Origin of the sequence: Streptomyces sp. BE20 (assembly GCF_036322525.1) — a bacterium.
Taxonomy (GTDB): domain Bacteria; phylum Actinomycetota; class Actinomycetes; order Streptomycetales; family Streptomycetaceae; genus Kitasatospora.
In genome coordinates this window covers 54505-76466 of sequence record NZ_JAQYWW010001221.1, presented here as the reverse complement: position 1 = coordinate 76466, position 21962 = coordinate 54505, and the positions used below count along the sequence as shown (strand labels likewise).

Genomic DNA, 21962 nt, shown 5'->3' with positions numbered 1-21962 from the left:
ACACTCGCGGTTCCGGGACGCGGGTACGGGCGTCGGCCCGCCCGGCCGGGCGGGCGGCGCGGGTGCCGTGCGCCGCGAAGGGGAGTCGGCGCCGACGCCCGCGACGGAGGGGTGCGGGGGTCAGACCCGCTGGTCGGCCGGCCAGTGCGCGCCGTCCTCCAGCACCTCGACCTCGTCGCCGAGCCGGAGCGTACCGAGTACGTCGCCCGCCGCGCCGGCCGGCCGCTCGGGGATCAGGTTCTGCCCGAACGCGGCCTTCTTCAGCAGCCGGTGGTGCCGGGCCAGGGTGCGCAGCGGCTCGGGGCCGCGCCGGTCGCCGCTCTCCTGGTCGGTGGTGGTGATCACGCACCGCCCGCACGGCTTGACCACCCGGAAGGTCAGCGCGCCGATCCGGATCCGGCGCCAGCCGTCCTCGGCCCACGGCTCGCCGCCGGAGACGATCACGTTGGGACGGAACCGCTCCATCGGCAGTTCCTCGTGGCCCTCCGGGTGCTCGGCGCCGATCAGCGCGTTGAGCTCGGCCAGCGAGGCGGTGGTGGTGAGCAGCAGCGGGAAACCGTCGGCCATCGAGACGGTGTCGCCGGGCGCGGAGAACGCCGGGTCGACCGGCCGGACCCGGGGGTCGTCCAGGTGCACCAGCCGGTAGTCGCCCACGTGCTCGGCGATCCACAGCTGGGCCTCCTTGGCGGCCTCGGCGGCGCGGAACCGGGTGCCCCAGACCTCCACGTCGGCGAGCGGGTCCCCGTCCGCGACGGCGGGGGCGGGGATCTCGGCGCGGCTGCCGCCGGCGACGGTCAGGACGAGCGTGCCGTCGGCGAGGAGCCCGGTGCGGACCTGGCCGAGAGTGGCGTCCTCGCGCTGGCTGACGAACCGGCCGGTGGCGTCGGTGAGCATCCAGCGCCGGTCGCCGGACAGGCCCCACGGTTCGACCCGGGCGCTGTCCGGGCTCAGTCGGTACATCGACTTGACGGGGTAGACGTGGAGTCCGGTGAGCTGCATTCCCCCATCCTGCCAGCACGGCCCGGGGCGGCGGCGGCCCCGTCGGGGGCTCGCCCGCGGCACTCCGAGCGGCTCCTCGGCCGGGCGGCCCCCGCACCGCCGGGCGACCTCTGCCCGGCGCCTCGCCGACGCCCGGCCCGGTCCGGCCCGGTCCGGCCCGCGCCCGGTCTGCACCCGATCGGCGGGGGACCCGGCGCGCGGACTCCAGGGCGCGCGGGTCCGCGAACGCGCACGGACCGCCCGGTACGCCGGTGGGGCGGCGTTCCGGGCGGTCCGTGGATGACCCGTTTCTCCGTACGCCCGACGCCTTGGCCACGCCGGGTGGTGCTCAGGTGGTGCGGGTGCGGGCCGGGTGGGGTCCGGCCCGGGTGAGCTCAGCGGCTCCGGATGGGTTCAGTAGCCCTGCCCCTGCTGCTGGTAGCCGCCCTGCTGGAACTGGGCGGGCTCCCCGTAGGGGGCCGGGCGCTGCGGCTGCATCGGACGGACCGGTGCGACCGGGGTGACGGCCGGGCGGAGCTGCGCGCCGCCGAAGGACTGGTCGCCGTTGCCGTTGAAACCGGATCCGTTGAAGCCCTGGCCGGTGTAGCCCTGGCCGCCCGGAGTCGGTCCGCCGCCGAAGCCCTGCGGGCCGCCGAAGCCCTGCGGGCCGCCGAAGGACGGCGCCCCGCCCTGCGGCTGGCCGGCCTGGTGCTGCGGGCCGCCGGGGCCGCCGGCCGGCTGCGCACCGAAGGTCTGCTGGCCGTGGCCGCCGACGAAGGTGTTCTGGCCGCCGAAGCTCTGGCCGCCGGACGGCTGGTACCCACCGGTGGTCGCCTGGGAGAAGCCGGGTGCGGGAGCCTGCGGCCGCTGGCCGGGCAGGTACGGCTGGGGGCCGCCGTAACCGGGGACGGGCGGCTGGGGCGCGGCGGCGTACGCGGGCGCCGACTGCGCCGGGATGTACGTGGTCGCGGGGCCGCTGGAGGGTGCGCTGCTCGGGCCGGGGCCCAGGGCGAGGCGGGCCGGCGGCAGCGCGGGGAGGTTGCTGCCGGGGCTGTCGTACCCGGTGCCGTACCGGTTCTCGTAGGAAGGGGCGGTGAGGCCGGATCCGTAACCGGACGAGAGGGCCGGCGGCAGGGCGGCCGGCACGTTGATGGGCGCGATCTGCGGGACACCGCGCTCTGCGACGAGGCTGTCGTAGATGGGCGTGCCGGAGGAGAAGGACGGAGGGGGGTAGCCGACTCCGTCGTAGGAGCGGGGCGAGGTCATGGGGCATACGGTAAGCCCACAATGAGCCTGCTGAGGAGAGCGGGAGGCCGAGCAGTTCGAGTGTTTACACAAGCTTCGCCCGAACAAAAGTTTCGAAAGTGTGAAGAACGGACATTCTGGCGGCCGGTTTCGGCCACTCCCGGGAAAGCGTGCGGGGTCGAACGGTGGCCGGACGGTGTCGCCGAAGGGCCGTGCGGTGACCGGCCGGTAGCCGGGTCGGGACCGGTCGAAGAAAGTTCTGCGGGCAGGTTGTGCGCCGGCGCTTTCGAGCCCCCGCCGACGGCGCGACGGGGGCTCGTGAATGTTTCGGGGATAAAGTCCAGGTGAGCCCTCCCGGGAGCCCGGCCAAGCCTCCCGGGGCGGACCCGGCACCGGACCCGTCACCGGCCCGGACACCGACCCCGATGCCGGCCCCGACATCGGGGTCGGTGCTGGTCAGCGAGGTTGCGCCGGCCCACGGGACCGGCTACGGCGCCGCCTGGGGGGCGGGCTGGTGCGCGGGCTGGTGGACCGCCTGGGCGGGGAAACCCGGCCGGCCGGCCACCTCGGAGGTGCAGAAGGAACAGCGCACCGCCGCCACCGGGATCCTGCTCAGGCACTCGGGGCAGTCCGCCTTGGGTGCCGGCGCCGTCTTGTCCCCGTCGAGCCGCGCCTGCAGGCGGCCGACCGGCACCACCACGACGAAGTAGATCACCGCCGCGACCAGCACGAAACCGATCGCCGCGTTGACGAAGACGCCGTACGGGAACCGGGTGCCGGCCACGTCGAAGGTCTTCTGGGTGAAGTCGCCGACGGCGCCGGTCGCGACCCCGATCAACGGGGTGAGGAACGCCGTGACGAACCCGGTGACCACGGCCGTGAAGGCCGCGCCGATCACGATGCCGACCGCGAGGTCGACGACGTTTCCGCGCAGCAGGAAGCTGCGGAATCCCTTGAGCACCGGGTACTCCAAATCCGTACGGGAGAGGGTGAGATGGGACTGCGGGCCCCGGCCGGACATCCTGCCGACCGGGTGGCCCCGCGGTCCAGCCGCGTTCACCCGATGTGCGTAACCGGCCGCGGCCGGGTCAGGCTGCGCGCAGGCGCTCCGCGTACGGCTGGATCCGGGCCACGGCCTCGGCGACCCGGCGGACGGTGGGCGCGTCCATCTGGGACCACAGCGGTACGGTCAGCACCGAGTCGGCGAGCCGGTCGGTGAGCGGCAGCGCGTCGGCCTGGCCGAGGTGGGCGTAGGCGCGCTGCCGCTGGACCGGCGGGTGGAAGTAGCGGCGCGAGTCGATGCCCTCGGCCCGCAGCACGTCGGCGAGCCGGCGGGCGGTGAGGCCGAACTCGGCGGCGTTCAGGATGAGCGTGAGGTCCTTGAAGGTGGAGATGTCGCCGTCCTCCGGCAGGGCCAGCCGCAGCCCGGGCAGGCCGGCTGTCACAGCGGCGAACTCGCCCACCAGTGTGCCCCGGTGGGCCACCCGATCGGGCAGTCCGGCCAGCCAGTTGAGGCCGACGGCGGCGTGCAGCTCGCTCATCCGGGCGTTGAGGCCGGGGAACAGGGTGTCGTAGTCGCCCGGGTTGCCGTAGTCGCGGGCGGTGCGCAGCCGCCGGGCGAGGTCGGCGTCGTGGGTGGCGACCAGGCCGCCCTCGCCGGCCACCGCGACCTTGGTCGGGCTCATCGAGAACACCTCGGCGTAGCCGAAGTTGCCGATCGGCACGCCCTTGCGGCGGCTGCCGAAGCCGTGCGCCGAGTCGTACACCAGCGGGACCCCGGCGGTGTCGGCGACCTCCTGGAGCCGTTCGACCTGGCAGGGAGTGCCGTAGACGTGGGTCGCCATCAGCGCGGCCGGGCGGTCGGCGGCGGCCAGCCGGGCGGCGGCGTCCTCCGGGTCGAGGGTGATGTCCGACTCGCGGGCCTCGGCGAACACCGGGGTGCCGCCGGCCCAGTGGGCGGCGTGCGCGGTGGCGGAGAAGGTGAAGCCGGGCATGACCACGGGTCGGCCGCCGTCGACCCCGGCGGCCTGCAGCACCAGCATCAGGCCGGCGGTGCAGTTGGAGACCGCCACCACGTGCGGGACCTCCAGCAATCCGGCGGCGGTCTCCTCCAGTTCGGCGACGGTCCGGCCGTTGGTGAGCTGCCCGCTGTCCAGCACGGTGCCGAGCCGTTCCAGCAGCGCGGCGCGGTCGGGGACCTGGACCCGGGTGAGCGGCAGCCCGGCCGGGAAGGCGGGGGTGCCGCCGAGGGCGGCGGGCAGGGCAAGGGTGTCAGTGGTCATGGTGCGGGTGATCCCCCCTGGGACGGTGACTGCCCGGCGACGGCGGCTGCTGAGCGAGGCCGGTCCGGTGAGTGAGGCGGGCGGCGGCGTCGGTGGAGCGGATGTCCGCCGGGTGCCCCACTGGCCCGGCGCGACCCGCCACACCGGTGGCGGCCGGCGCTTCCTTACGGCCCCGCGCGTCGGCGCGGCGGCCGGGACGACCAGCAGGACCAGCGCCATCGGCAGCACCTGGACGCGCTCCCGGGACAGGATGCCCATGTTGTTGATGGTCGAGAAGGCCCAGCAGAACAGCAGCGTGTACACGACGGCGAACGCCACGTACGAGCGCTGCACGAACTGCCGCGGGATCCGGCTCAGCCGCGGCCAGGCCCGGACGAACATGACCAGCAGGGCGAAGCACTCGACCGACTGGACCAGGTTCTGGATGTTGGACGCCTCGAACGGGAAGGGCCGGAACAGCACGCTGACCACGGCGACCGGCAGCCCCGCGGGGTTGAGACCGAACTCGGGCGAAGCGTCCTCGGGCGCGCTCGCGTTGATCATCGAGTTGCCCTGGCTGGTGCGCCGGGACGTCTCCGAGAGCACCTGGTTGACGGCGTCGCCGCCGGTGCCGTCGGTACCGAAGAAGGTGGAGACCTGCTGCAGCATCAGGACCGCCATCGCGCCCAGCACCACGGCGGTCAGGATGGTCCGCAACGGCCCCAGCGCGGTCACCTGGCGCGGTCGCCGGCGCAGCACGTACGCGACCATCAGCCCGGCTCCGGCGAGGGCCGTGACGTGTGGGCGGACCATCGCGGTGCCCAGCGAGCCGAGCACGATGCAGGCGAAGGCGCCGAACCGGCGGTCCAGCAGGCGCGCGGTGCCGTACGTGGTGAGGCCCAGGCAGAACATCATCCAGGCGTCCTTGCCGATGCTTGACGGCCAGAACAGCAGGGAGGGCAGGAAGAACACGAGCTTCGCGTACCTGCGGGTGTCCGCCTCGGGGAAGGCGATCTGCAGGGCCCGCCAGAACAGCAGCAGGCCCCAGAACCCGATCCAGGAGAAGACCAGGAAGCCGCCGATCAGCGACGGCCCGGTGATCGCGTAGACCACGCCGGTGACGATGATGACGAAGCCGGTGCCGGCCACCTTCATGCCCAGGTCGTAGTGGACGCCGGTGAGCAGGTCGGCCCGGTCGAGGTAGGCGGCGAGCTCGATGCCCTCCTGGTGGTACATCTTGGCGTCGGCGGCGCCGCCGTACAGCACGAAGGCCATCAGATAGCGGGGGAAGGCGCAGAGCAGCTTGGCGGTCATGGCCAGGAGCAGCAGCCGGAAGATGTTCCGTTCGGGATTGGCGGAGGCGACCCGGGCCAGGAGCGGCGTGCCGACGGCCATCAGCGCCGGCAGGACCAGCAGCGCGCCCCAGGTGTCGTACGAGGTGTGCGCCGAGGCCAGGACGAAGACCGTGACGTAGCCGGTGACCAGGGCTGCCGCGAGGGCGGACGGCCAGGGGACGCGGGTCAGGGCCGCCCGCGGGAGCCCGGGCCGGGGCCGGCCGCCCCGGGCGGGTGGTCGGGCGGCGCCGTGCGGGGAGGCCCTGGGCGGCGCGGACGTCCCTGACGCCCCCGGCGGACCGGGCATCAGAACACCTCCAGGTCACCGAGACCGAACCGCCAGTCCGCCAGGGTGAGCGGGGTGGGTCCGGTCGGGGTGCGGGCGGCCAGGGTCATACCGGTCCGGGGGGCGTGCAGGTAGCCGGCCCGCAGTGCGGCGCCGGCGGCTTCGGTGCCGGGGGAGAGGTGGGTGGCGACGTGGTCGCAGCCGGACTCGCGGGCGGCGGCGCGCAGCAGCCGGGCGGCGCTGTCCCGGTCACCGGGGCGGACCAGCACGTCGGAGAGGGTGAACTCGGCCAGCGGGCCGCGCCGTCGGGGGCGGCCGACGGCCAGCCCGGTGAGCTCGGCGCCGCGGTGGCAGGTGAGGACCCGGTAGTCCAGCCCGGGGGCCTCGCCGTAGCGCCAGCGCAGGAACTCCGGGGTGCGTCGGACGGCCAGGCGATGGTCGGCGGCGTCGGCGGCGGCCCGTTCGCGGAGCAGTTCCCCCACGGGACCCGCCGCCCCGCCGCCCGCGGGGTCGGCGAACCAGTCGGCCGCGGTGGGCAGTGGGCAGGTCGGGCCGACGGGTCGGTCCGCCGCCCGACCGGCCGGGCGGCGGGCCAGCGCCGCGCGTGCGCCGCGGGCGAAGGCGGCCGGCCGGACGGCCCGAACCGCGATCGGCACCCGGCCCAGCTCCTGCCAGCCCATCGTGCGGTAGCCGGGGAGGCTGTTGCCGTTGGGTGTGTTGAAGACCAGCTCGGTCTCGTCGGCGACCTGGTCGAGCAGGTCCGTGGTGAGCCGGCGGAAGATGCCCCGGCCCTGGAAGTCCGGGTGGGTGGCGGTGTCCACCGGGCGGACCGCGGCCACGGTGCGGCCGTCCCCCCGGTGCCACTGCCAGCGCAGGAACAGCCGGACGCCGACGATCCGCCCGTCGGCGGTCTCGGCGAGCAGCCCGGGGCTCGCGCCGAACGGGTTGCGCCGGTGCTTCCAGGTGAAGAACTCCGCGGTGCGGGTGCCGGTCGGACCGCCCGCGAGGGACGCGGTCAGCAGGTCGAGCACGGCGGGAAGGTCGGACTCGGCGAGCGGGCGGAAGGCCGGCTCGGCGCGGGCGGGCAGGGCGCTCACGTCCGGACTCGCTCTCCCATCGGTGGTCGGGGGCACGGGCAGATTCGGTACTCCGGCGGGGGACGGGGGAGGTCAGCGCAGCAGGACCCGCGCGTACACCGCCTCCACGGCCCGCTGCGCGCCGGCCACGTCGAACCGCTTCGACCGTTCGCGCGCGGCCGCGCCGAGCCGGGTGCGCAGCTCGGGGTCGTCGGCGAGCCGGGCGAAGGCGTCGGCCAGGGCGGAGGGGTCGCCGGGCGGCACGAGGAACCCCTGGTCGCCGTCGTCCAGCACCTCGGGCATGCCGCCGACCCGGGTGACCACGGCCGGCAGACCGCTCGTCATGGCCTCCATCAGGGCGACCGGCAAACCCTCCTGACGCGAACTCAGGGTGAACGCGTCGAAGGCGGGGAGCAGTTCGGGCACGTCGGCGCGCGATCCGGTGAAGAGGACGGCGTCCGTCAGGCCGAGTTCGGCGGCGAGGGCGCGGAGCCGGACCTCCAGCGGCCCGGCGCCGATCAGCACCAGCCGGGCGTCCGGGCGGCGGCGGCGCAGCGCGGCGTGCGCGGCGAGCAGGGTGGCCTGGTCCTTCTTCGGGGTCAGGTTGCCGACCGTGCCGACCACGAACGCGTCGTCCGGGAGCCCGAGTCCGGCGCGGGCGGCGGCGCGGGCGGCCGGCCCCTCGGGGGCGCCGGCCAGGTCCGGTCCGTGGTGCACCACGGTCACCCAGTCGCCGGGGCGGCGCCGGTCCGCCGGGATGGTCCGCTCGACGGCGTGCGAGACGGCGATCACCGCGTCGTTGCGCCGGTAGGTGAGGGCATTGGCCCAGCGGGTGGCCGTGCGGTAGCGGTCCCAGATGTTGTGCTCGGTGTGCACCAGGCGTGGCGCCGGCGCGACCGTGGGGGAGAGCAGCCGGGCGGCGGCGGCCGGGACGGGCATGTGGGTGTGGACCAGGCCGTATCGGCGGTCGGCGATCAGCCGGCGCAGCCGCAGCGGCCAGCGCGGGTCGGCCCGGCCGGGCGTGCCCGGGGCGCCGCCGAGGCAGTGCACCGGGACGCCGGCCTCGGTGAGCGCCGGGGCGAGCGCGTCCTTCCACGGCAGGACGTAGGCGACCTCGATCCGGTAGCGCGAACGGTCGGCGTGGCGGGCGCAGTTGAGCAGCAGTTGTTCGGCGCCGCCGCGTCCGAGGCCCTTGGCCAGCCAGAGCACCCGGGTGGGCTCGTCCGTCGTGCCGTGCGCCGGCGCGCTCACCGCTCCTCCGCCTCGTGCAGCAGGGCCGGCTCGCCGTGGTCGCCGCCGCGGCCGAGGCCGCCGTGGTCGCTTCCCGGGGCGCCGCTCCGTGGGTCGCGCCCGTTGACGCCGCGCCCGTTGACGCCGCGGCCGAGGCCGGGGCGGCCGGTGTGACCGTTGCCGTCGGGGCCGTCGGGGCCGTCGGGGCCGTCCGTGCCGCGGGCGCCGGTCCCCGGGCCGCGCTCCGGCGCGTGACCCGGCGTGTGACCCGGCCCGTGACCCGGCGCGTTGCCGGGTCCGTGCGGGGAGTCGGGCGTCGACTCGTGCTCCGGTCCGGGTCCGCCGCCCGGGCCGGGCGCGCGCCGGGCCCAGCTCGGTGCGGCCCGCCCGTCCCCGCGCCCGTCCCCGCGCCCGTCCCCGCGTCCGTCCCCGCGTCCGCGCTCTCCCGACCGTTCACCGGGCCGCGCGCCGTGCCGCTCGGCCACCGGCCCGGCCGCCCGCGGCACCGCGGTCGGCTGCCCGCCCCGCCCGGCCGGCACGCCGGCACCGCCCCCGGTGCCGCGCCGCCGCCGTCCGGACGGCCGCCCGGACGTGCCGAGCAGCGCCACCCCGGCCACGGGGACACCGGTTCGGGAGAGCAACTCGGCCACCCGGTCGGCCTGTTCGGGCGTGACGTTGCCGCTCCGCACGGTGACCAGCACCGCGTCCGCGTGCTGCACCAGGTCGTACGCGTCGTTGGCGTGCAGCAGCGGGGAGGTGTCGACGAGGATGACGTCCGCGTGCCGGCGGGCCCGGCGCAGCACCTCGGCGGCGCGCAGCACCAGCGCGGCCGGGTACGCCGTGGTGTTCCCGCCGGTGATCAGCGAGACCCCTTCGACGTTGGTCGGCCGGATCAGGTCGTCCAGTTCGCCCAGCCGTTCACCGCTGAGCAGCTCGGCCATGCCCGGTCCGTCGCCGACCCCGAGGTGGGCGTGCAGCTGGGGGTTGCGGAAGTCGCAGTCCAGGACCAGGACTCCGCGGCCGGTCTCGGCGAGGGCGGCGGCCAGGTTGGCGGTCGTGATGGTCCGGCCGTCGAGGCTGCTGCCGGAGGTGACCAGCACCACCGGCGCGGGCTCGGCGAGCCGCCGCGAGACGGTCTCCGCAGGATCCCGGTCGTCGCCGCCCGTCGGGCGGGCGAGGGAGTCGGGGCCGGTGAGCAGCAGGGTGGAGCGCAGGGAGCGGTAGGCCTCGGCGGCCGGGTCGGAGGGCCGGGCGCGGACCAGCGGTTCGCGCAGCCTCCGCAGGCGGCGGGAGAGTTGCGGCACCTCGCCGATCACCGGAAGGTTGAACGCCTCCTCGACGCCGTTGCGGGTGCGGAGCCTGGTGTCCATCCGGCTGAGCATCAGTGCGGCGACCACGCCGAGCGCGAGCCCGAGCGCCACCGCGAGGCCGAGCCGCACGCCCCGGCTGGGGGAGGAGAGCAGGTTGCTCGCCCCCTGCCGGGCGTCGATGCTGCCCCACTGCTGGATGGCGTCGGTCTGGGCGGCGTTCTGCAGTTTGCTGATCGAGGTGAGGGTGGTGGTCAGCGAGGTGTTGGCGGCGGTCAGCTTGGGCTGGAGCTTGGGCTGGTCGGCGGCCGAGGACCGGGTGTACTGCTGCTGGATCTCGTTCAGCTGCCGCTGCTGCTCGTCCGCCTGCGCCTGGAGCTTCTTGATGGTCTCGGAGGAGCTGCGGGCCGACTCGTCGCTGTAGCCCTTGATGATCGCGGCCGAGTAGGCGGTGGCCAGGTCGGAGCAGGACTGCCGGGTCGGCCCGGTGGTGGCGATGGTCAGCATCTGGGCGCTGTCCGCGGTGACCGTCCGGCGGGCGATCACTGCGGCGGCGTCCGTGATGCCGAGCTGTCTGGCGGTGGCCGTGGCGACGTCGGCCCCCTGGGCGTAGGAGAGCACCTGGTCGGCCCGCACGGTGTCGCCGGCCCCCGCGACCGGCGTGATGGCGACCTTGCACTTCCATCTGGCGTTGTCCACCGCGTCGCCGGCGGGGGCCAGCAGCCAGCCGACGACGAGCGCGGCGAGCGTACAACCGGCGAGCAGTCGCCAGTACCGCCGCAGGACGGTGAAGTGGTTTGCCGGTTCCACCGGTGGGATCCCCTCGCGTTCATGGTGCGGTGGTGCTGTTCAGCGCCCGTCCGGCTCCCGCAGGGGAGTACGGAGGGTGGGGGTACTGCCGACAGAGCCCGGGCCGCCGGAACGGACGGCTCCCGGCACGGTGGAATCCCTCGGACGATGTCGCAACCCGCCCCCCCCTGACGACTCGCGGACGACGTCCCGACGACGCGCTCCCCGCAGACGCGGCCCGGCCCGGCGGTGTACCGACACACACTGACCGCCGCCCCCGCCGGTCCCCCCGGCGATGCTTCCCGAGCCGCGACGTGCGGCGCAACCGCTTTGGCGATACTGGTCCGGGAGACCTCGTACAACGGGCCGCGACCGCCCGGATCCGGACAGACCGTACTCGGCCGGTCCGCCCGTCCCGAGCCTCCGGGCCCGCCCGTCCGTCACCCGCAGGGCGGTCGGAGCGGTCCGGGCGGCCCGGCCCCCGTGCCAGGCCGGACCGCCTTCAGACCGTGCGCAGCCGCAGCGAGCGCTCGTAGAACCCGACCATCTGGGCCGACACCTGCTGCAGCGTGAACGAGGTCAGGAACCGCGCCCGCGCAGCCTTCGTTCGCACCCGCGCCGCGGCCCGGTCCTCCAGCGTGTCGATCAGCGCCTCCGCCAGCGCGGCGGGCCGCTCCGGCGCCACCAACCGCGCGTAATCCTCCGAGCCGACGGTCTCGCGCAGCGCCGGGACGTCGGAGGCGACCAGCGGCACCCCGACACCCATCGCCTCCATCGCCGCGCTGCCCAGGCCCTCCCAGCGCGACGGCACCGCCAACGCGTCGGCCGCCGCCATCAGGTCGAACACGTCGTCCCGCGGCCCCAGGAACCGCACGCCGCGCGTCGCCCCGGCCAGTGCCAGCAGCCGGTCCGTCTCGCCGCCCTCGCTGCCGGCCAGCAGCAGCACCGCCTCCGGCTCCGAGCGCAGCACCGCGGGCCACGCCTCCAGCAGCACGTCCAGGCCCTTCTGGTACTGCTGGCGGGCCGCGGCCAGCACCACCGGCACGTCCTGCGGCAGCTCCAGCGACGAACGCACCGCGGCCCGCCGGTCCGGCGTCACGATGCCCAGCCGCTCCGGGTCGCGCCCGCGCGGCACCACATCGATCCGCTGCGACGACACCCGCAGCCGGCGTGCCATCGCCCCGGCCACGTACCGGGTCAGCGCGTGGAACCGCCGGGTGCCCTGGGCGGTCGCCGCGTCCACTGCCTGGGCGGCCCGCACCTTCCACGGGCTCAGCCCGCGCGCGGTGCGGTGCTCGGGCCCGTACGCCGCGTTGACCAGGCTGGTCACCACCGGCGTGCGGGCGGTCAGCGCGGCGGCCCGGCCGAGCACGTCCGACTCGTACAGGGTGGTGTGCAGCAGATCGGGGCGGCGCTCGCGGACCAGCCGGTGCAGCGCGGCGACGGTCTGGCCCCGGGAGGGCCGCCCGACCCCGAAGACGTCGGCCCCGGCCGCGGTCAGCTCCGGCTGGAAGCCGCCGGTCGAGTCCTTGAGGTACGCGATGTCGAGGCGGACACCGGCCCGCACCAACTGGGGTGCCATTGCCACCAGGCCCTGCTCGGCCCCACCGACCCGGCTCACGCTGTCGATCACATAGAGCACATGCACAGGCCAACCCCCGCCCTCCTGGGCGCGCCCGGTCTCCCGTGCCGGGACAGCGCCCTGACTGCCGCTCAGCATCGCAGGTCGCGACCGGTACCCGCCAGCGATTCGGTCAGGACGGCCGCCCGCGGTCGGCCGCGGCCACCCGGGGGAGAGTGCGGCGCCACCGGCAGGGGGCGGCCGAAGGCGCCGGGCGGGGCGCGCGGATCCCCCACCGGGCGCACCACGGCGCCCGACCGGCGCCCGCCGGGAGTATCCGCGCCGAACAGCGGACCACCGCCGGGTTGCGCGAAGGGGTCGTCCCGCGCGGGGCCCTGTGCCAAGGTCTTTCCCATGCCCGAAGCGACACCGGTCAGGACGGCCGGAACCCGCCCCCGCATCCTGCACCTCATCACCGACCCTCGCCGCCGCGGTGCGCAGAACCTCGCCCGCGACCTCCACCGCGAACTCCGCCGCCGTGGCCAGGCCTCCGCGCTGCGCGCCCTCGCCCCGCACCCCGACGCCCACCCCGACGCCGCCGACACGCGGGCCACCGCCGTGCTCGGCCCCGGCCGGCTGCACCCCCGCACCCTCACCGCCCTGCGCGCCGCCGCCCGCACCGCGGACCTCGTCGTCGCACACGGATCCTCCACCCTCCCCGCCTGCGCCCTCGCCCTGGCCGGTACCCGTACCCCCTTCGTCTACGTCTCCATCGGCGACCCCCGGCACTGGACGGCCGGTCCGGTGCGCCGGCTGCGCACCGGCGCCCTGCTGCACCGGGCCGCGGCCGTCACCGCGCTCGCCGACGAGGCCCGGGAGGTGCTGGTGGATCGGTTCGGGCTGTCCGCCGCGAGCGTGCGCACCATCCCCAACGCCCGGGCGGCCGACCGCTACCCGCCCGCCGACGGCGAGGCCGACCGGCGTGCGGCCCGGCAGTCCCTCGGCCTGCCGCCGGACGGCCTGCTGGTCGCCTGGCTCGGCGCGATCTCCCGGGAGAAGCGGCTGGACGTCGCCCTCGACGCCCTCGACCGGCTCCCCGACGTCCGCCTCGCCGTGGCCGGGGACGGCCCGCAGCGCGCCGCCCTGGAACGGCACCCGGCCGCCGCCCGGGCCCACTTCCTGGGGACCCTCCCGGATCCCGCTCCGCTCTATCGGGCCGCCGACGCCGTCCTGCTGTCGAGCGACAGCGAGGGCGTGCCCGGGGTGCTGATCGAGGCCGCGCTGGCCGGGCTGCCCGCCGTCGCCACCGACGTCGGCTGGGTCCGCTCGATCGTCCGGGACGGTGCCACCGGCTCGCTGGTCGCCCCGGGCGACCCGGTCGCCCTGGCCGAGGCGCTGGCCAAGGTGCTGGCGGGCGACCGCGCCGGGCTCGGCGCCGCCGCCCGCGTCCACGCGCTGGCCCACTGCGAGCTGGACGTGGTCGCGGACGCCTGGCAGGAGCTCTTCACCGACGTGTGCGGACACGAAGGGCGCGGCTGACGCGTCCCGGTGCGCCGGGCCGGGTGCGCCGATCGGGCGAATCCCGGCCCGACGCACCGGGGCGACTGGCCGATGACGTTCCGTCACCGTCACACTGCCCCGTGTGAAGTCGATCCTGAGAACCACTCTGCTGCTCGCCGTCGCCACCGGGATCGCCGCGTGCCCCGTGCAGGCCGGCGCCGTCTCCCACCAGCCGCCCCGCGAGGGCGCCCAGTTCGTCCGTCTCGACCAGCCGCAGCCGGTGCGCGAGAGCGCCCGCACCGAGGCGGTCGAGTTCTTCTGGTACGACTGCGGTCACTCCCAGCAGCTCGAACAGCCTCTCCAGACCTGGGTCGAGAAGCACCGGTCCGACGTCGACCTGCGCCGGGTGCCGGCCATCTGGCAGGGCAGTCGTGAGGAGGGTGCGCAGCGCGGTCACGCGCGCCTGTACTACACGCTGGAGCGGCTCGGCCTGGTCGAGCGGCTGCAGTCCTCCGCGTTCCGCGCGATCCACTCCGACGAGCAGGACCTCACCACCGAGGACCTCACCACCGACTGGGCCGCGCGCCAGGGCGTCGACGCGCAGCGGTTCCGCGAGGTGTACCGCTCGGAGGACGTCCAGCGGGCCGTGGACGAGGCCGTCGCGCTGTTCGTCCGGTACGGCATCAACGAGCTGCCCACCGTCGTGGTGCAGGGCGAGTACCGGACCTCCCCGACCAACGCCGGCGGCGTCGAGGCGATGCCGGGCATCCTCGACCACCTCGTCGCGCAGGACCAGCAGCGCCACCCCCGCACGATCCGGTTCTGACCCCGGCGTTGCCTCCCGAACCCCCGGGCGGGTCGGCCGATTTCGGCCGACCCGCCCTTTTCGGCCGCCCCCCGGGCCGCGATCCGATCACGTTCACCGAACCGACCCCCGTCGACCACACTCTGTGCCACAGTGGGGGCCGGGCCGCACCGGAGCGGTGTCAAGCACCGCCCTGACGAGCCCACTTCTCGATACCGCCGGTACCGGAGAGGGCAGATGTCCGTGGGGGGACAACGCACACAGCTCGTCGACGGGCCGGCCGGCCGGGCCGCGGACACCGAGGCGCACCCGCAGGCCGCCGAGGGGCCGCCGTCCGAACTGGTCTTCAAGCGCCGGCTCCGCCCGGCCCGGGTGGCCCGCGAGCTGTGGGGGGCCCGTGAGCTGGTCCGCGCGCTGGCCGAACGCGACCTGCGGGCCCGGTACAAGCAGGCGGTGCTCGGCTTCGCCTGGGCGGTGCTCACCCCGCTCGCGCTCTGCGCCATCTTCACGCTGGTCTTCCGCCGGGCCGTCGACGTCGACACCGAGGGCGCCGCGTACCCGCTGTTCGCCTACGTCGGCCTGATCGTCTGGCAGTTCTTCAGCAACACGATGAACCAGGGTGCGCTGAGCCTGGCCAACAACCTCAGCCTGCTGAACAAGGTGTACTGCCCGCGCGAGGTCTTCCCGCTCGCCACCATGCTGGTGGCCGGCGTCGACATGCTGATCGGCACCGCCGTCCTGGGGCTGCTCTTCCTGGTGTTCTGGACCGCGCCCGCGGCGACCCTCTTCTGGGTCCTGCCGCTGCTGCTCGTCCAGTTCGCCTTCACCTACGGCGTGGCGCTGGTCCTCTCGGTGGCCGTGGTCTACCTGCGCGACGTCCGGCACCTGCTGCCGATCATCACGCAGATGGGAGTGTTCGCCACCCCGGTCGCCTACCCGCTGGCGCAGATCCCGGAGCGACTCCAGGAGATCTACGTCGGCCTCAACCCGCTCGGTGCCGTGATCGAGGGCTACCGCAACGCCCTGCTGTACGGCCGGGCGCCGGACGCCACGCTGACCTCGATCGCCTCGGTCTCCTCGGTGGTGTTCCTGGTCGGCGGCTACCTGCTGTTCAAGAAGCTGGAGACGGGGATCGCCGATGTCGCCTAGCCCGACCGCCGCCGCCCGTGACCTCCCGCCGGGCACCATCCGCACCGACCAGGTGTGGAAGCGCTTCAAGGCGGACCAGCAGCGGATGCTGCTGCGGGACAAGGTCGACTCCATGGCCCGCCGGCTGCGCGGGGAGAAGGGCGAGGACTGGCGCTGGGCGCTGCGCGACATCTCGATGCACATCGAGCCGGGCGACTCGGTCGGGCTGATCGGCTCCAACGGCTCGGGCAAGTCCACCCTGCTCAAGATGCTGACCCGGGTGATGTACCCGTACGGCGGGGTGATCGACGTGCGCGGGCGGATCGGCGCCCTGATCGAGATCCGGGCCGGCATCCACCCCGACCTGACGGGTCGGGAGAACATCTACCTGTTCGGCGCGCTGCTCGGCCTGCGGCGGCGGGAGGTGGCCACCCGGTTCGACGACATCGTCGAGTTCGCCCGGCTCGGCGGCGCCATAGACCGGCAGGTGAAGTTCTACTCCTCCGGCATGCAGATGCGCCTCGGCTTCGCCGTCGCCGCCTACCTGGAACCCCATGTCCTGCTGGTGGACGAGGTGCTGGCGGTCGGTGACGCGGTGTTCCAGCAGCGCTGCCTGGACCGCATGCGCGAGGTCGCCGAGCAGGGCACCACCATCGTCTTCGTCTCGCACGACCTGCCCGCGGTGGAGTCGATCTGCCGGCGGGGCATCTGGCTGGAGCAGGGCTCGATCCGGGTGGACGCCGGGATCAAGGAGGCGATGGCGGGATACCGCGACTCGATCGAGGCGCAGTCCGAGGCCGGCGGCCGGACCGGGGAGCCGCTCCGACTGCTCAGGCACGGGGTGCGCGGCGAGGGCCGCGAGAGCCTCACCACCGACGAGCCGATGACCGTCGAGCTCACGCTGGGCGGCGACTACCGCGGCGACGCGACCCTGCACCTGGGCGTCAGCGAGGGCACCTCCAGCCCGATCTTCCAGATCAGCCACGAGATCCGGCTCACCGGCGGCGACCACCCGGTCTCCTGCGTGATACCCCGGCTGCCGCTGCCGCGCGGCCGGTACACGCTCTGGGCCGGCGTCTACAGCATCGGCAGGACCGACGGCGGGACGCTGATGAGCTGGCACTCGGTCGGCCAGTTCGACGTCTTCGGGCCGATGCTGGACTCGCCCCCGCGCGCCGTGGTCCTGGCCGCGCCGGTGTTCGTCCCGCACCGCTGGGAGGACTGACGCGTGCGACCGGTCCGGGTGCTCGTCCACCTCAACAACCTGACCCTGGGCGGTGCCCAGCTCAACGCGGTCGACATCGCCCGCACCCTGCGTGAACGGGGCCACGAGCCGGTGCTCTTCGCCCAGGGAGTGGCCGGCCCGGCGCCGCTGGTCGACATCGCCGCCGGGCACGGCCTGGACGTGGTCGTCGCCGGCGGGCCCGACACCCCGCACGCCGAGGTCCGCCGACGGCTCGGCCGGCTCGCCGCCGAGCACGGCAGCCAGCTGCTGCACGCCTGGGAGGTCCGGGCGGCCCGCAACGCGTACTTCGGGCCCGGCCGTTACGGCCGGCTGCCGGTGGTCACCACCTTCTACGGCATCCGGATGCTGCGGGGCCTGCCCCGGCACCAGCCGCTGGTGCTCGGCCTGGGCGCGCTGATGGGCGACGGCCGGGCCTTCGGCCACCGGGACGTCAGCCTGATCGAGCCGCCGGTCGACACCGTGACCGATGCGCCCGGTGCGGCGGACGGCGCCGCCTTCCGGCGTGAACACGGCATCCGGGAGGGCGAGTTGCTGCTGGTCGTGGTCACCCGCCTGGTGCCCGCGCTGGAGAAGGACGCCGGCGCCGAACTCACCGTCGACGCCGTCCGGCTGCTGGACGACCCCCGGGTCCGGCTGGCCGTGGTGGGGGCCGGGCCGAGCCTGGAGCGGCTGCGCGCCCGCGCGGCCGAGGCCAACGAGGCGCTCGGCCGTGAAGCCGTCCTGGTCCCGGGCCAGTTGGCCGATCCCCGGCCGGCCTACCAGGCCGGGGACGTCGTCCTCGGGATGGGCGGTTCGGCGCTGCGCGGCCTGGCCTTCGGCAAGCCGGTGGTGGTGCACGGCGCGGCCGGCTACACCGCCGTGCACGAGCCGGGGCCGCTGGTCGAACCGCACGCCTCCCGCTGCATGTACGGCTTCGGTGACGGCTCGCGCGAGCCCGCCGCGCTGGCCGGGCAGCTGCGCGGGCTGCTCGACGACCCGGTCCGCCGGGCCGAACTCGGCGACTGGGGGCGGGAGTGGGTGGTCGGCCGGTTCTCGCTGGAGAGCGTCACCACCGCCTTCGAGGAGCTCTACGGGCGGGTGCTGGCGCGTCCGGGCGGTGCGGTCGGCTGGCTGAAGGACCTTGAGCAGATGGCCCGGTTCGAGTTCGCCAAGCCGGCCGGGCTCAGGCTGCTGCGCCGGTGACGGGGGCGCGGTGCGGCGGGGCGGCGGTGACGGGGCGGGGGCGCGGTGCGGCGGGGCGGCGGTGACGGGGCGGGGGCGCGGTGCGGCGGGGCGGCGGTGACGGGGCGGGGGCGCGGTGCGGCGGGGCGGCGGTGACGGGGCGGGGGCGGGGGCGGTAGCGGAGGTGGAGGTGGAGGTGGGGCGGGGGTAGCCGTCCGGAGTGCGGGCAGGCATTTACCTAACTGGTTCGGCGGTGTTTAATGGTTAGCATGAGCGAGCTGACGATCCCGCACATCCACCACCGCCACGTCGACGTCGACGGTCTGCGCGTCTTCTACCGGGAGACCGGACCGGCCGACGCCCCCGTCCTCCTGCTGCTGCACGGCTTCCCGTCCGCCTCGCACCAGTTCCGCCGGCTGTTCGACGCGCTCGGCACCCGCTACCGGCTGATCGCCCCCGACTACCCGGGCTTCGGTCACAGCGAAAGCCCCGCCCCCGGCGCGTTCGACTACCGCTTCGACACCCTGGCCGACGTGGTCGAGGGCTTCTGCCGGACCCTCGGCCTCGACCGGTTCGCGCTCTACGTCTTCGACTTCGGCGCCCCGGTCGGCCTCCGGCTCGCCACCCGGCACCCCGAGTGGGTCACCGGCCTGGTCGTCCAGAACGGCAACGCCTACGAAGAAGGACTCTCCGACCAGGCGCGGGAGTTCATCGCCAACCGGCCCGGTGTCGAAGGGGCCGCCGAACGCGCCCGCGCCATCCTCACCCTGGAGATCACCCGCGCCCAGTACGAGGGCGGCACCGGCGACCCGGAGCTGGTCGCCCCCGACGGCTGGACGCTCGACCAGCACGCCCTCGACCTGCCCGGCCGCAAGGACATTCAGGTCGAACTCGCCCTCGACTACCACTCCAACGTCGCGCTCTACCCCGTCTGGCAGGAGTGGCTGCGCACGCACCGCCCGCCCACGCTGATCGTCTGGGGCCGCAACGACCTGTTCTTCACCGAGCCCGGCGCCCGCGCCTACCTGCGCGACCTGCCCGACGCCGAACTGCACGTCCTGGACACCGGGCACTTCGCGCTGGAGGAGAAGCTTCCGGAGATCGCCCCGCTGATCGACGACTTCCTCGCCCGTACCCAGAAGTAGCCGGAGGGGGCGGGCGGCCCGGGAGCCGCGCGTCGGGAGCCGGCCACCGGGATCCGGCCGCACCGCCCCGCCCGCCGCACCACCCCTGCCGCCGCACCCCGGACCCGGACCCGTGGCAGCCCGCCCGGGCGTCCGCGGGGACCGTTCAGCCCCGGCGCAGCAGCAGCGTCACGAAGCCGAGCGTCCCCCGGTAGCCGTGCAGCCACTCGGCGCGGTGCAGGTCGGCCGCGGCCCGGGCGGCCTCCGCGTCCGGATGGTCCGCATGGTCCAGCGCCCACTCGGCCAGCGCGCCCGTCCAGGAGAACTCGTAGTCGTCCCACTCCTGGCGGCTGCTCACGTACCCGAACACCGGTGTCCAGCCGTCCGCCGTCACCCGGTCGACGGTGGTCCCCAGGTCCGCGTAGTCGTCCCGGTCCGCACCCAGCCCGTCCAGCGCGGGCCGGTCCGGCTCACGCTCCCAGAACCCCTCGCCGACCAGCACCCGGCCGCCCGGCGCCAGGTGTTCCCGGGCGGCGTCCAGCGTCGGCAGCAGCCCGCCGAACGCATGCGTGGCACCGACGTTCAGCACCAGGTCGAACCCCGCGGGATCGGTGAACTCCCGGGCGTCCAGGTGGTGCAGGCCGAGCCGCCGCTGCACGCCGAGCGCCTCCGCCGTCTGCCGGGCGCGGGTCAGCGCCGCCGCGTCCAGATCCACCCCGACCGCCTCCCAGCCGGTCCGCGCGGTCAGCGTACGGATCAGCCAGCCGCCCTCGCCGCACCCCAGGTCGAGGGCCCGGCCGTGCTCGGTGCGCGCCGTCGCCCGCGCCAGCAGCCGGGCCACCGACTCGTCGGCGACCGGTGCGGCGATCGGGTGGTGGGCATGCGCGAGGCGGGAGATCGTCCGACGGTCCATCCGGCCAGTCTGCCGCAGCCGGGCTCAGTACGTCCGGCCTTTCCAGGCGGCCCCCCTGCCCCGCCAGTGCTGCACCGCCGAGTCCACCGTCATCAGCAGGTAGAGCGCCGCCGTGAACGGCAGCAGCAGGGCAGCCGGCGCGGGCTGCCGGTAGTACCGGAGCATCGGCAGGAAGGTCCCCGTCATCAGCGCCCACGCGGCCCCGCCGACCGCCGCCACCAGCCACGCGCCGGTCGCGAGACCGGCCACGCAGGCGAGGGGCGGCACCAGGTACACCAGCGCCAGACCGAGCACCGTGCCGAGCAGCAAGAGCGGCGAGTGCCGCAGCTGGGCGTACGCGCTGCGCGACACCATCCGCCACAGCTGCGCCAGCCGCGGGTAGGGCCGCACGCTGTCCACCTGCTCGGCCAGGCCCAGCCAGATCCGGCCGCCGGACGCCTTCACCGCCCGCGCCAGCGACACGTCGTCGATCACCGCTCCCCGGATCGCCGCCACGCCGCCCGCCCGCTCCAACGCCTCCCGCCGCACCAGCGAGCAGCCGCCCGCCGCCGCGGCCGTCCGGGAGCCGGGCCGGTTGCTCCACCGGAACGGGTAGAGCTGGGCGAAGAAGTACACGAACGCCGGCACGATCAGCCGTTCCCACCCCGTCTCCACCCGCAACCGGGCCATCTGCGAGACGAGGTCCAGCCGGTTGCTCTCGGCGGCGGCCACGAGCTCGGCCAGCGACTCCGGGCCGTGCGCGATGTCCGCGTCGGTCAGCAGCAGGTACTCGGCGTCCGGCCCGGCCAGTTCGACGCCGTGCCGCAGCGCCCACAGCTTGCCCGTCCACCCCGGCGGCAGCGGGGGAGGCGTGGTCACCGTCAGCTCCAGCCCCTCCGGCGCGGCCAGCCCGGCCGCGAGCCGGCCGGTGCCGTCCGTACTGTGGTCGTCCACCAGGATCACCCGGGCCCGCCCCGGATACTTCTGCGCCAGCAGGCTCGGCAGGCTCACCGGCAGCACCTCCGCCTCGTCCCGGGCCGGCACCACCACCGCGACCTGCGGCCAGCGCGCGGGCGGACGGCGCGGCGGAAGCCGCACGTCGGTACGCCAGAACAACCCGTGGCAGCCCGCCAGCCAGAGCCAGACCAGCAGGGAGAGCGCAGCGATCCACAGCAGGACGGTCACCCGCGCAGTCTGCCGCACCAGGGGCCCGGCGGGGGGCATCGACTAAAGTCTTGACCCGTGAAGATCGCACTGATGGACTCGGGAATCGGCCTGCTGGCCGCCGCCGCCGCGCTACGGACGCTGCGTCCGGACGCCGACCTGGTGCTCTCCTCCGACCCCGCCTCGATGCCCTGGGGCCCGCGTACGCCCGAGGAGGTGACCGCGCTCGCGCTCGGTTGCGCGCGGGCGGTCGCGGCGCACCGGCCGGACGTGCTGGTCGTCGCCTGCAACACCGCCTCGGTCCACGCGCTCGCCGCGCTCCGCGCCGAACTCGAACCCGGCCTCCCGGTCGTCGGCACCGTCCCGGCGATCAAGCCGGCCGCCGCCCTCGGCGGCCCGGTCGCCATCTGGGCGACTCCCGCCACCACCGGCAGTGCCTACCAGCGGAACCTGATCCGCGACTTCGCCGGGGCGGCGGCCGTCACCGAGGTCGCCTGCCCGGGCCTGGCCGACGCGATCGAGCACGGTGACGACGTGGCGATCACCTCCGCGATCGCCGCCGCGGCCGAGCGCACCCCCGCCGGCACCGCCGCGGTCGTCCTCGGCTGCACCCACTACGAGCTGGTCGCCGACCGGATCCGGGACGCCGTCGCCCCGACGGCCGCTCCGGGGCTCACCCTGCACGGCTCGGCCGAGCCCGTCGCCGCCCAGGCCCTGCGCCGCGTCGCCGACCCGACCCGTCAGGGCGCGGGCACCCTCACCGTCCTCCACGCGGGAGCCCCCGCCGTGCTCCCCGCCGCCGCCCTCGGCTACCCCAGGGCCCTCCTGCTCGGGTCCCTGACCGTCTGACCCAGCCGCGCCCGTGCGCAGGACAT

At 75.3% G+C, this 21962-nt stretch carries 17 protein-coding genes; 7 read left to right on the top strand and 10 right to left on the bottom strand.

What is annotated here, in order from left to right:
* Positions 1-120 precede the first annotated feature (120 nt).
* The 8 genes from PUR61_RS42160 to PUR61_RS42125 all read right to left on the bottom strand — a co-directional run bounded on the left by PUR61_RS42160 (position 121) and on the right by PUR61_RS42125 (position 12139).
* Positions 121-999, bottom strand: a complete 879-nt coding sequence (locus PUR61_RS42160) for an MOSC domain-containing protein (protein WP_329885263.1) — start codon at positions 997-999, stop codon at positions 121-123.
* Positions 1000-1392: 393 nt separating this feature from the next.
* Positions 1393-2244 carry a DUF6643 family protein gene (locus PUR61_RS45675; protein WP_443035334.1) on the bottom strand — a complete coding sequence of 284 codons (852 nt, stop codon included), beginning with the start codon at positions 2242-2244 and terminating at the stop codon, positions 1393-1395.
* Between the two features lie 466 nt (positions 2245-2710).
* A complete protein-coding gene (gene mscL, locus PUR61_RS42150; RefSeq protein ID WP_329885262.1) occupies positions 2711-3184 on the bottom strand; it encodes a large conductance mechanosensitive channel protein MscL in 474 nt (157 codons plus the stop codon).
* 127 nt (positions 3185-3311) lie between these two features.
* Positions 3312-6125: a DegT/DnrJ/EryC1/StrS family aminotransferase gene (locus tag PUR61_RS42145; protein ID WP_329885261.1), complete on the bottom strand. Its 2814-nt coding sequence runs from the start codon at positions 6123-6125 to the stop codon at positions 3312-3314.
* Positions 6125-7201: a GNAT family N-acetyltransferase gene (locus PUR61_RS42140; protein ID WP_329885260.1), complete on the bottom strand. Its 1077-nt coding sequence runs from the start codon at positions 7199-7201 to the stop codon at positions 6125-6127. The genes PUR61_RS42145 and PUR61_RS42140 overlap by 1 nt, the downstream gene beginning before the upstream one ends.
* A gap of 72 nt (positions 7202-7273) precedes the next feature.
* The gene (locus PUR61_RS42135) at positions 7274-8431 is read right to left on the bottom strand and encodes a glycosyltransferase (RefSeq protein ID WP_329885259.1); all 1158 of its coding nucleotides are present in this window, start codon (positions 8429-8431) and stop codon (positions 7274-7276) included.
* Complete coding sequence (locus tag PUR61_RS42130; RefSeq protein WP_329885258.1) at positions 8428-10527, bottom strand: polysaccharide biosynthesis tyrosine autokinase; 2100 nt, start codon at positions 10525-10527, stop codon at positions 8428-8430. The genes PUR61_RS42135 and PUR61_RS42130 overlap by 4 nt, the downstream gene beginning before the upstream one ends.
* A 481-nt stretch (positions 10528-11008) precedes the next feature.
* A complete protein-coding gene (locus PUR61_RS42125; RefSeq protein ID WP_329885257.1) occupies positions 11009-12139 on the bottom strand; it encodes a glycosyltransferase family 4 protein in 1131 nt (376 codons plus the stop codon).
* A gap of 342 nt (positions 12140-12481) precedes the next feature.
* Between PUR61_RS42125 and PUR61_RS42120 the strand changes: the two genes are divergently transcribed.
* The 6 genes from PUR61_RS42120 to PUR61_RS42095 all read left to right on the top strand — a co-directional run bounded on the left by PUR61_RS42120 (position 12482) and on the right by PUR61_RS42095 (position 19052).
* Positions 12482-13606, top strand: a complete 1125-nt coding sequence (locus PUR61_RS42120) for a glycosyltransferase family 4 protein (protein WP_329885256.1) — start codon at positions 12482-12484, stop codon at positions 13604-13606.
* A gap of 103 nt (positions 13607-13709) precedes the next feature.
* Positions 13710-14393: a thiol:disulfide interchange protein DsbA/DsbL gene (locus tag PUR61_RS42115; RefSeq protein WP_329885254.1), complete on the top strand. Its 684-nt coding sequence runs from the start codon at positions 13710-13712 to the stop codon at positions 14391-14393.
* A gap of 216 nt (positions 14394-14609) precedes the next feature.
* The gene (locus tag PUR61_RS42110; protein WP_329885253.1) at positions 14610-15521 is read left to right on the top strand and encodes an ABC transporter permease; all 912 of its coding nucleotides are present in this window, start codon (positions 14610-14612) and stop codon (positions 15519-15521) included.
* Entirely contained in the window at positions 15511-16725 is a 1215-nt protein-coding gene (locus tag PUR61_RS42105) for an ABC transporter ATP-binding protein (RefSeq protein WP_329885252.1), read from the top strand. Before PUR61_RS42110 ends, PUR61_RS42105 begins: the two co-directional genes overlap by 11 nt.
* Before the next feature lie 3 nt (positions 16726-16728).
* Positions 16729-17928, top strand: a complete 1200-nt coding sequence (locus PUR61_RS42100; protein WP_329885251.1) for a glycosyltransferase — start codon at positions 16729-16731, stop codon at positions 17926-17928.
* A 248-nt stretch (positions 17929-18176) separates the two neighbouring features.
* The gene (locus PUR61_RS42095; protein WP_329885250.1) at positions 18177-19052 is read left to right on the top strand and encodes an alpha/beta fold hydrolase; all 876 of its coding nucleotides are present in this window, start codon (positions 18177-18179) and stop codon (positions 19050-19052) included.
* A 145-nt stretch (positions 19053-19197) separates the two neighbouring features.
* On the opposite strand, the gene PUR61_RS42090 is transcribed toward PUR61_RS42095, so the two are convergent.
* Positions 19198-19944, bottom strand: a complete 747-nt coding sequence (locus PUR61_RS42090) for an SAM-dependent methyltransferase (protein ID WP_329885249.1) — start codon at positions 19942-19944, stop codon at positions 19198-19200.
* 24 nt (positions 19945-19968) lie between these two features.
* Positions 19969-21108 carry a glycosyltransferase gene (locus PUR61_RS42085; RefSeq protein ID WP_443035333.1) on the bottom strand — a complete coding sequence of 380 codons (1140 nt, stop codon included), beginning with the start codon at positions 21106-21108 and terminating at the stop codon, positions 19969-19971.
* Positions 21109-21165: 57 nt separating this feature from the next.
* On the opposite strand from PUR61_RS42085, the gene PUR61_RS42080 reads away from it, so the two are divergent.
* Positions 21166-21936, top strand: a complete 771-nt coding sequence (locus PUR61_RS42080) for a glutamate racemase (protein WP_329885247.1) — start codon at positions 21166-21168, stop codon at positions 21934-21936.
* Positions 21937-21962 lie beyond the last annotated feature (26 nt).

Bases quoted from the DNA above. Each gene is read 5' to 3' on its own strand.
- PUR61_RS45675 (WP_443035334.1), bottom strand. From the start codon at position 2,244: ATGACCTCGCCCCGCTCCTACGACGGAGTCGGCTACCCCCCTCCGTCC.
- PUR61_RS42090 (WP_329885249.1), bottom strand. From the start codon at position 19,944: ATGGACCGTCGGACGATCTCCCGCCTCGCGCATGCCCACCACCCGATC.
- PUR61_RS42145 (WP_329885261.1), bottom strand. From the start codon at position 6,125: ATGCCCGGTCCGCCGGGGGCGTCAGGGACGTCCGCGCCGCCCAGGGCC.
- PUR61_RS42095 (WP_329885250.1), top strand. From the start codon at position 18,177: ATGAGCGAGCTGACGATCCCGCACATCCACCACCGCCACGTCGACGTC.
- PUR61_RS42110 (WP_329885253.1), top strand. From the start codon at position 14,610: ATGTCCGTGGGGGGACAACGCACACAGCTCGTCGACGGGCCGGCCGGC.
- PUR61_RS42105 (WP_329885252.1), top strand. From the start codon at position 15,511: ATGTCGCCTAGCCCGACCGCCGCCGCCCGTGACCTCCCGCCGGGCACC.
- PUR61_RS42160 (WP_329885263.1), bottom strand. From the start codon at position 999: ATGCAGCTCACCGGACTCCACGTCTACCCCGTCAAGTCGATGTACCGA.
- PUR61_RS42120 (WP_329885256.1), top strand. From the start codon at position 12,482: ATGCCCGAAGCGACACCGGTCAGGACGGCCGGAACCCGCCCCCGCATC.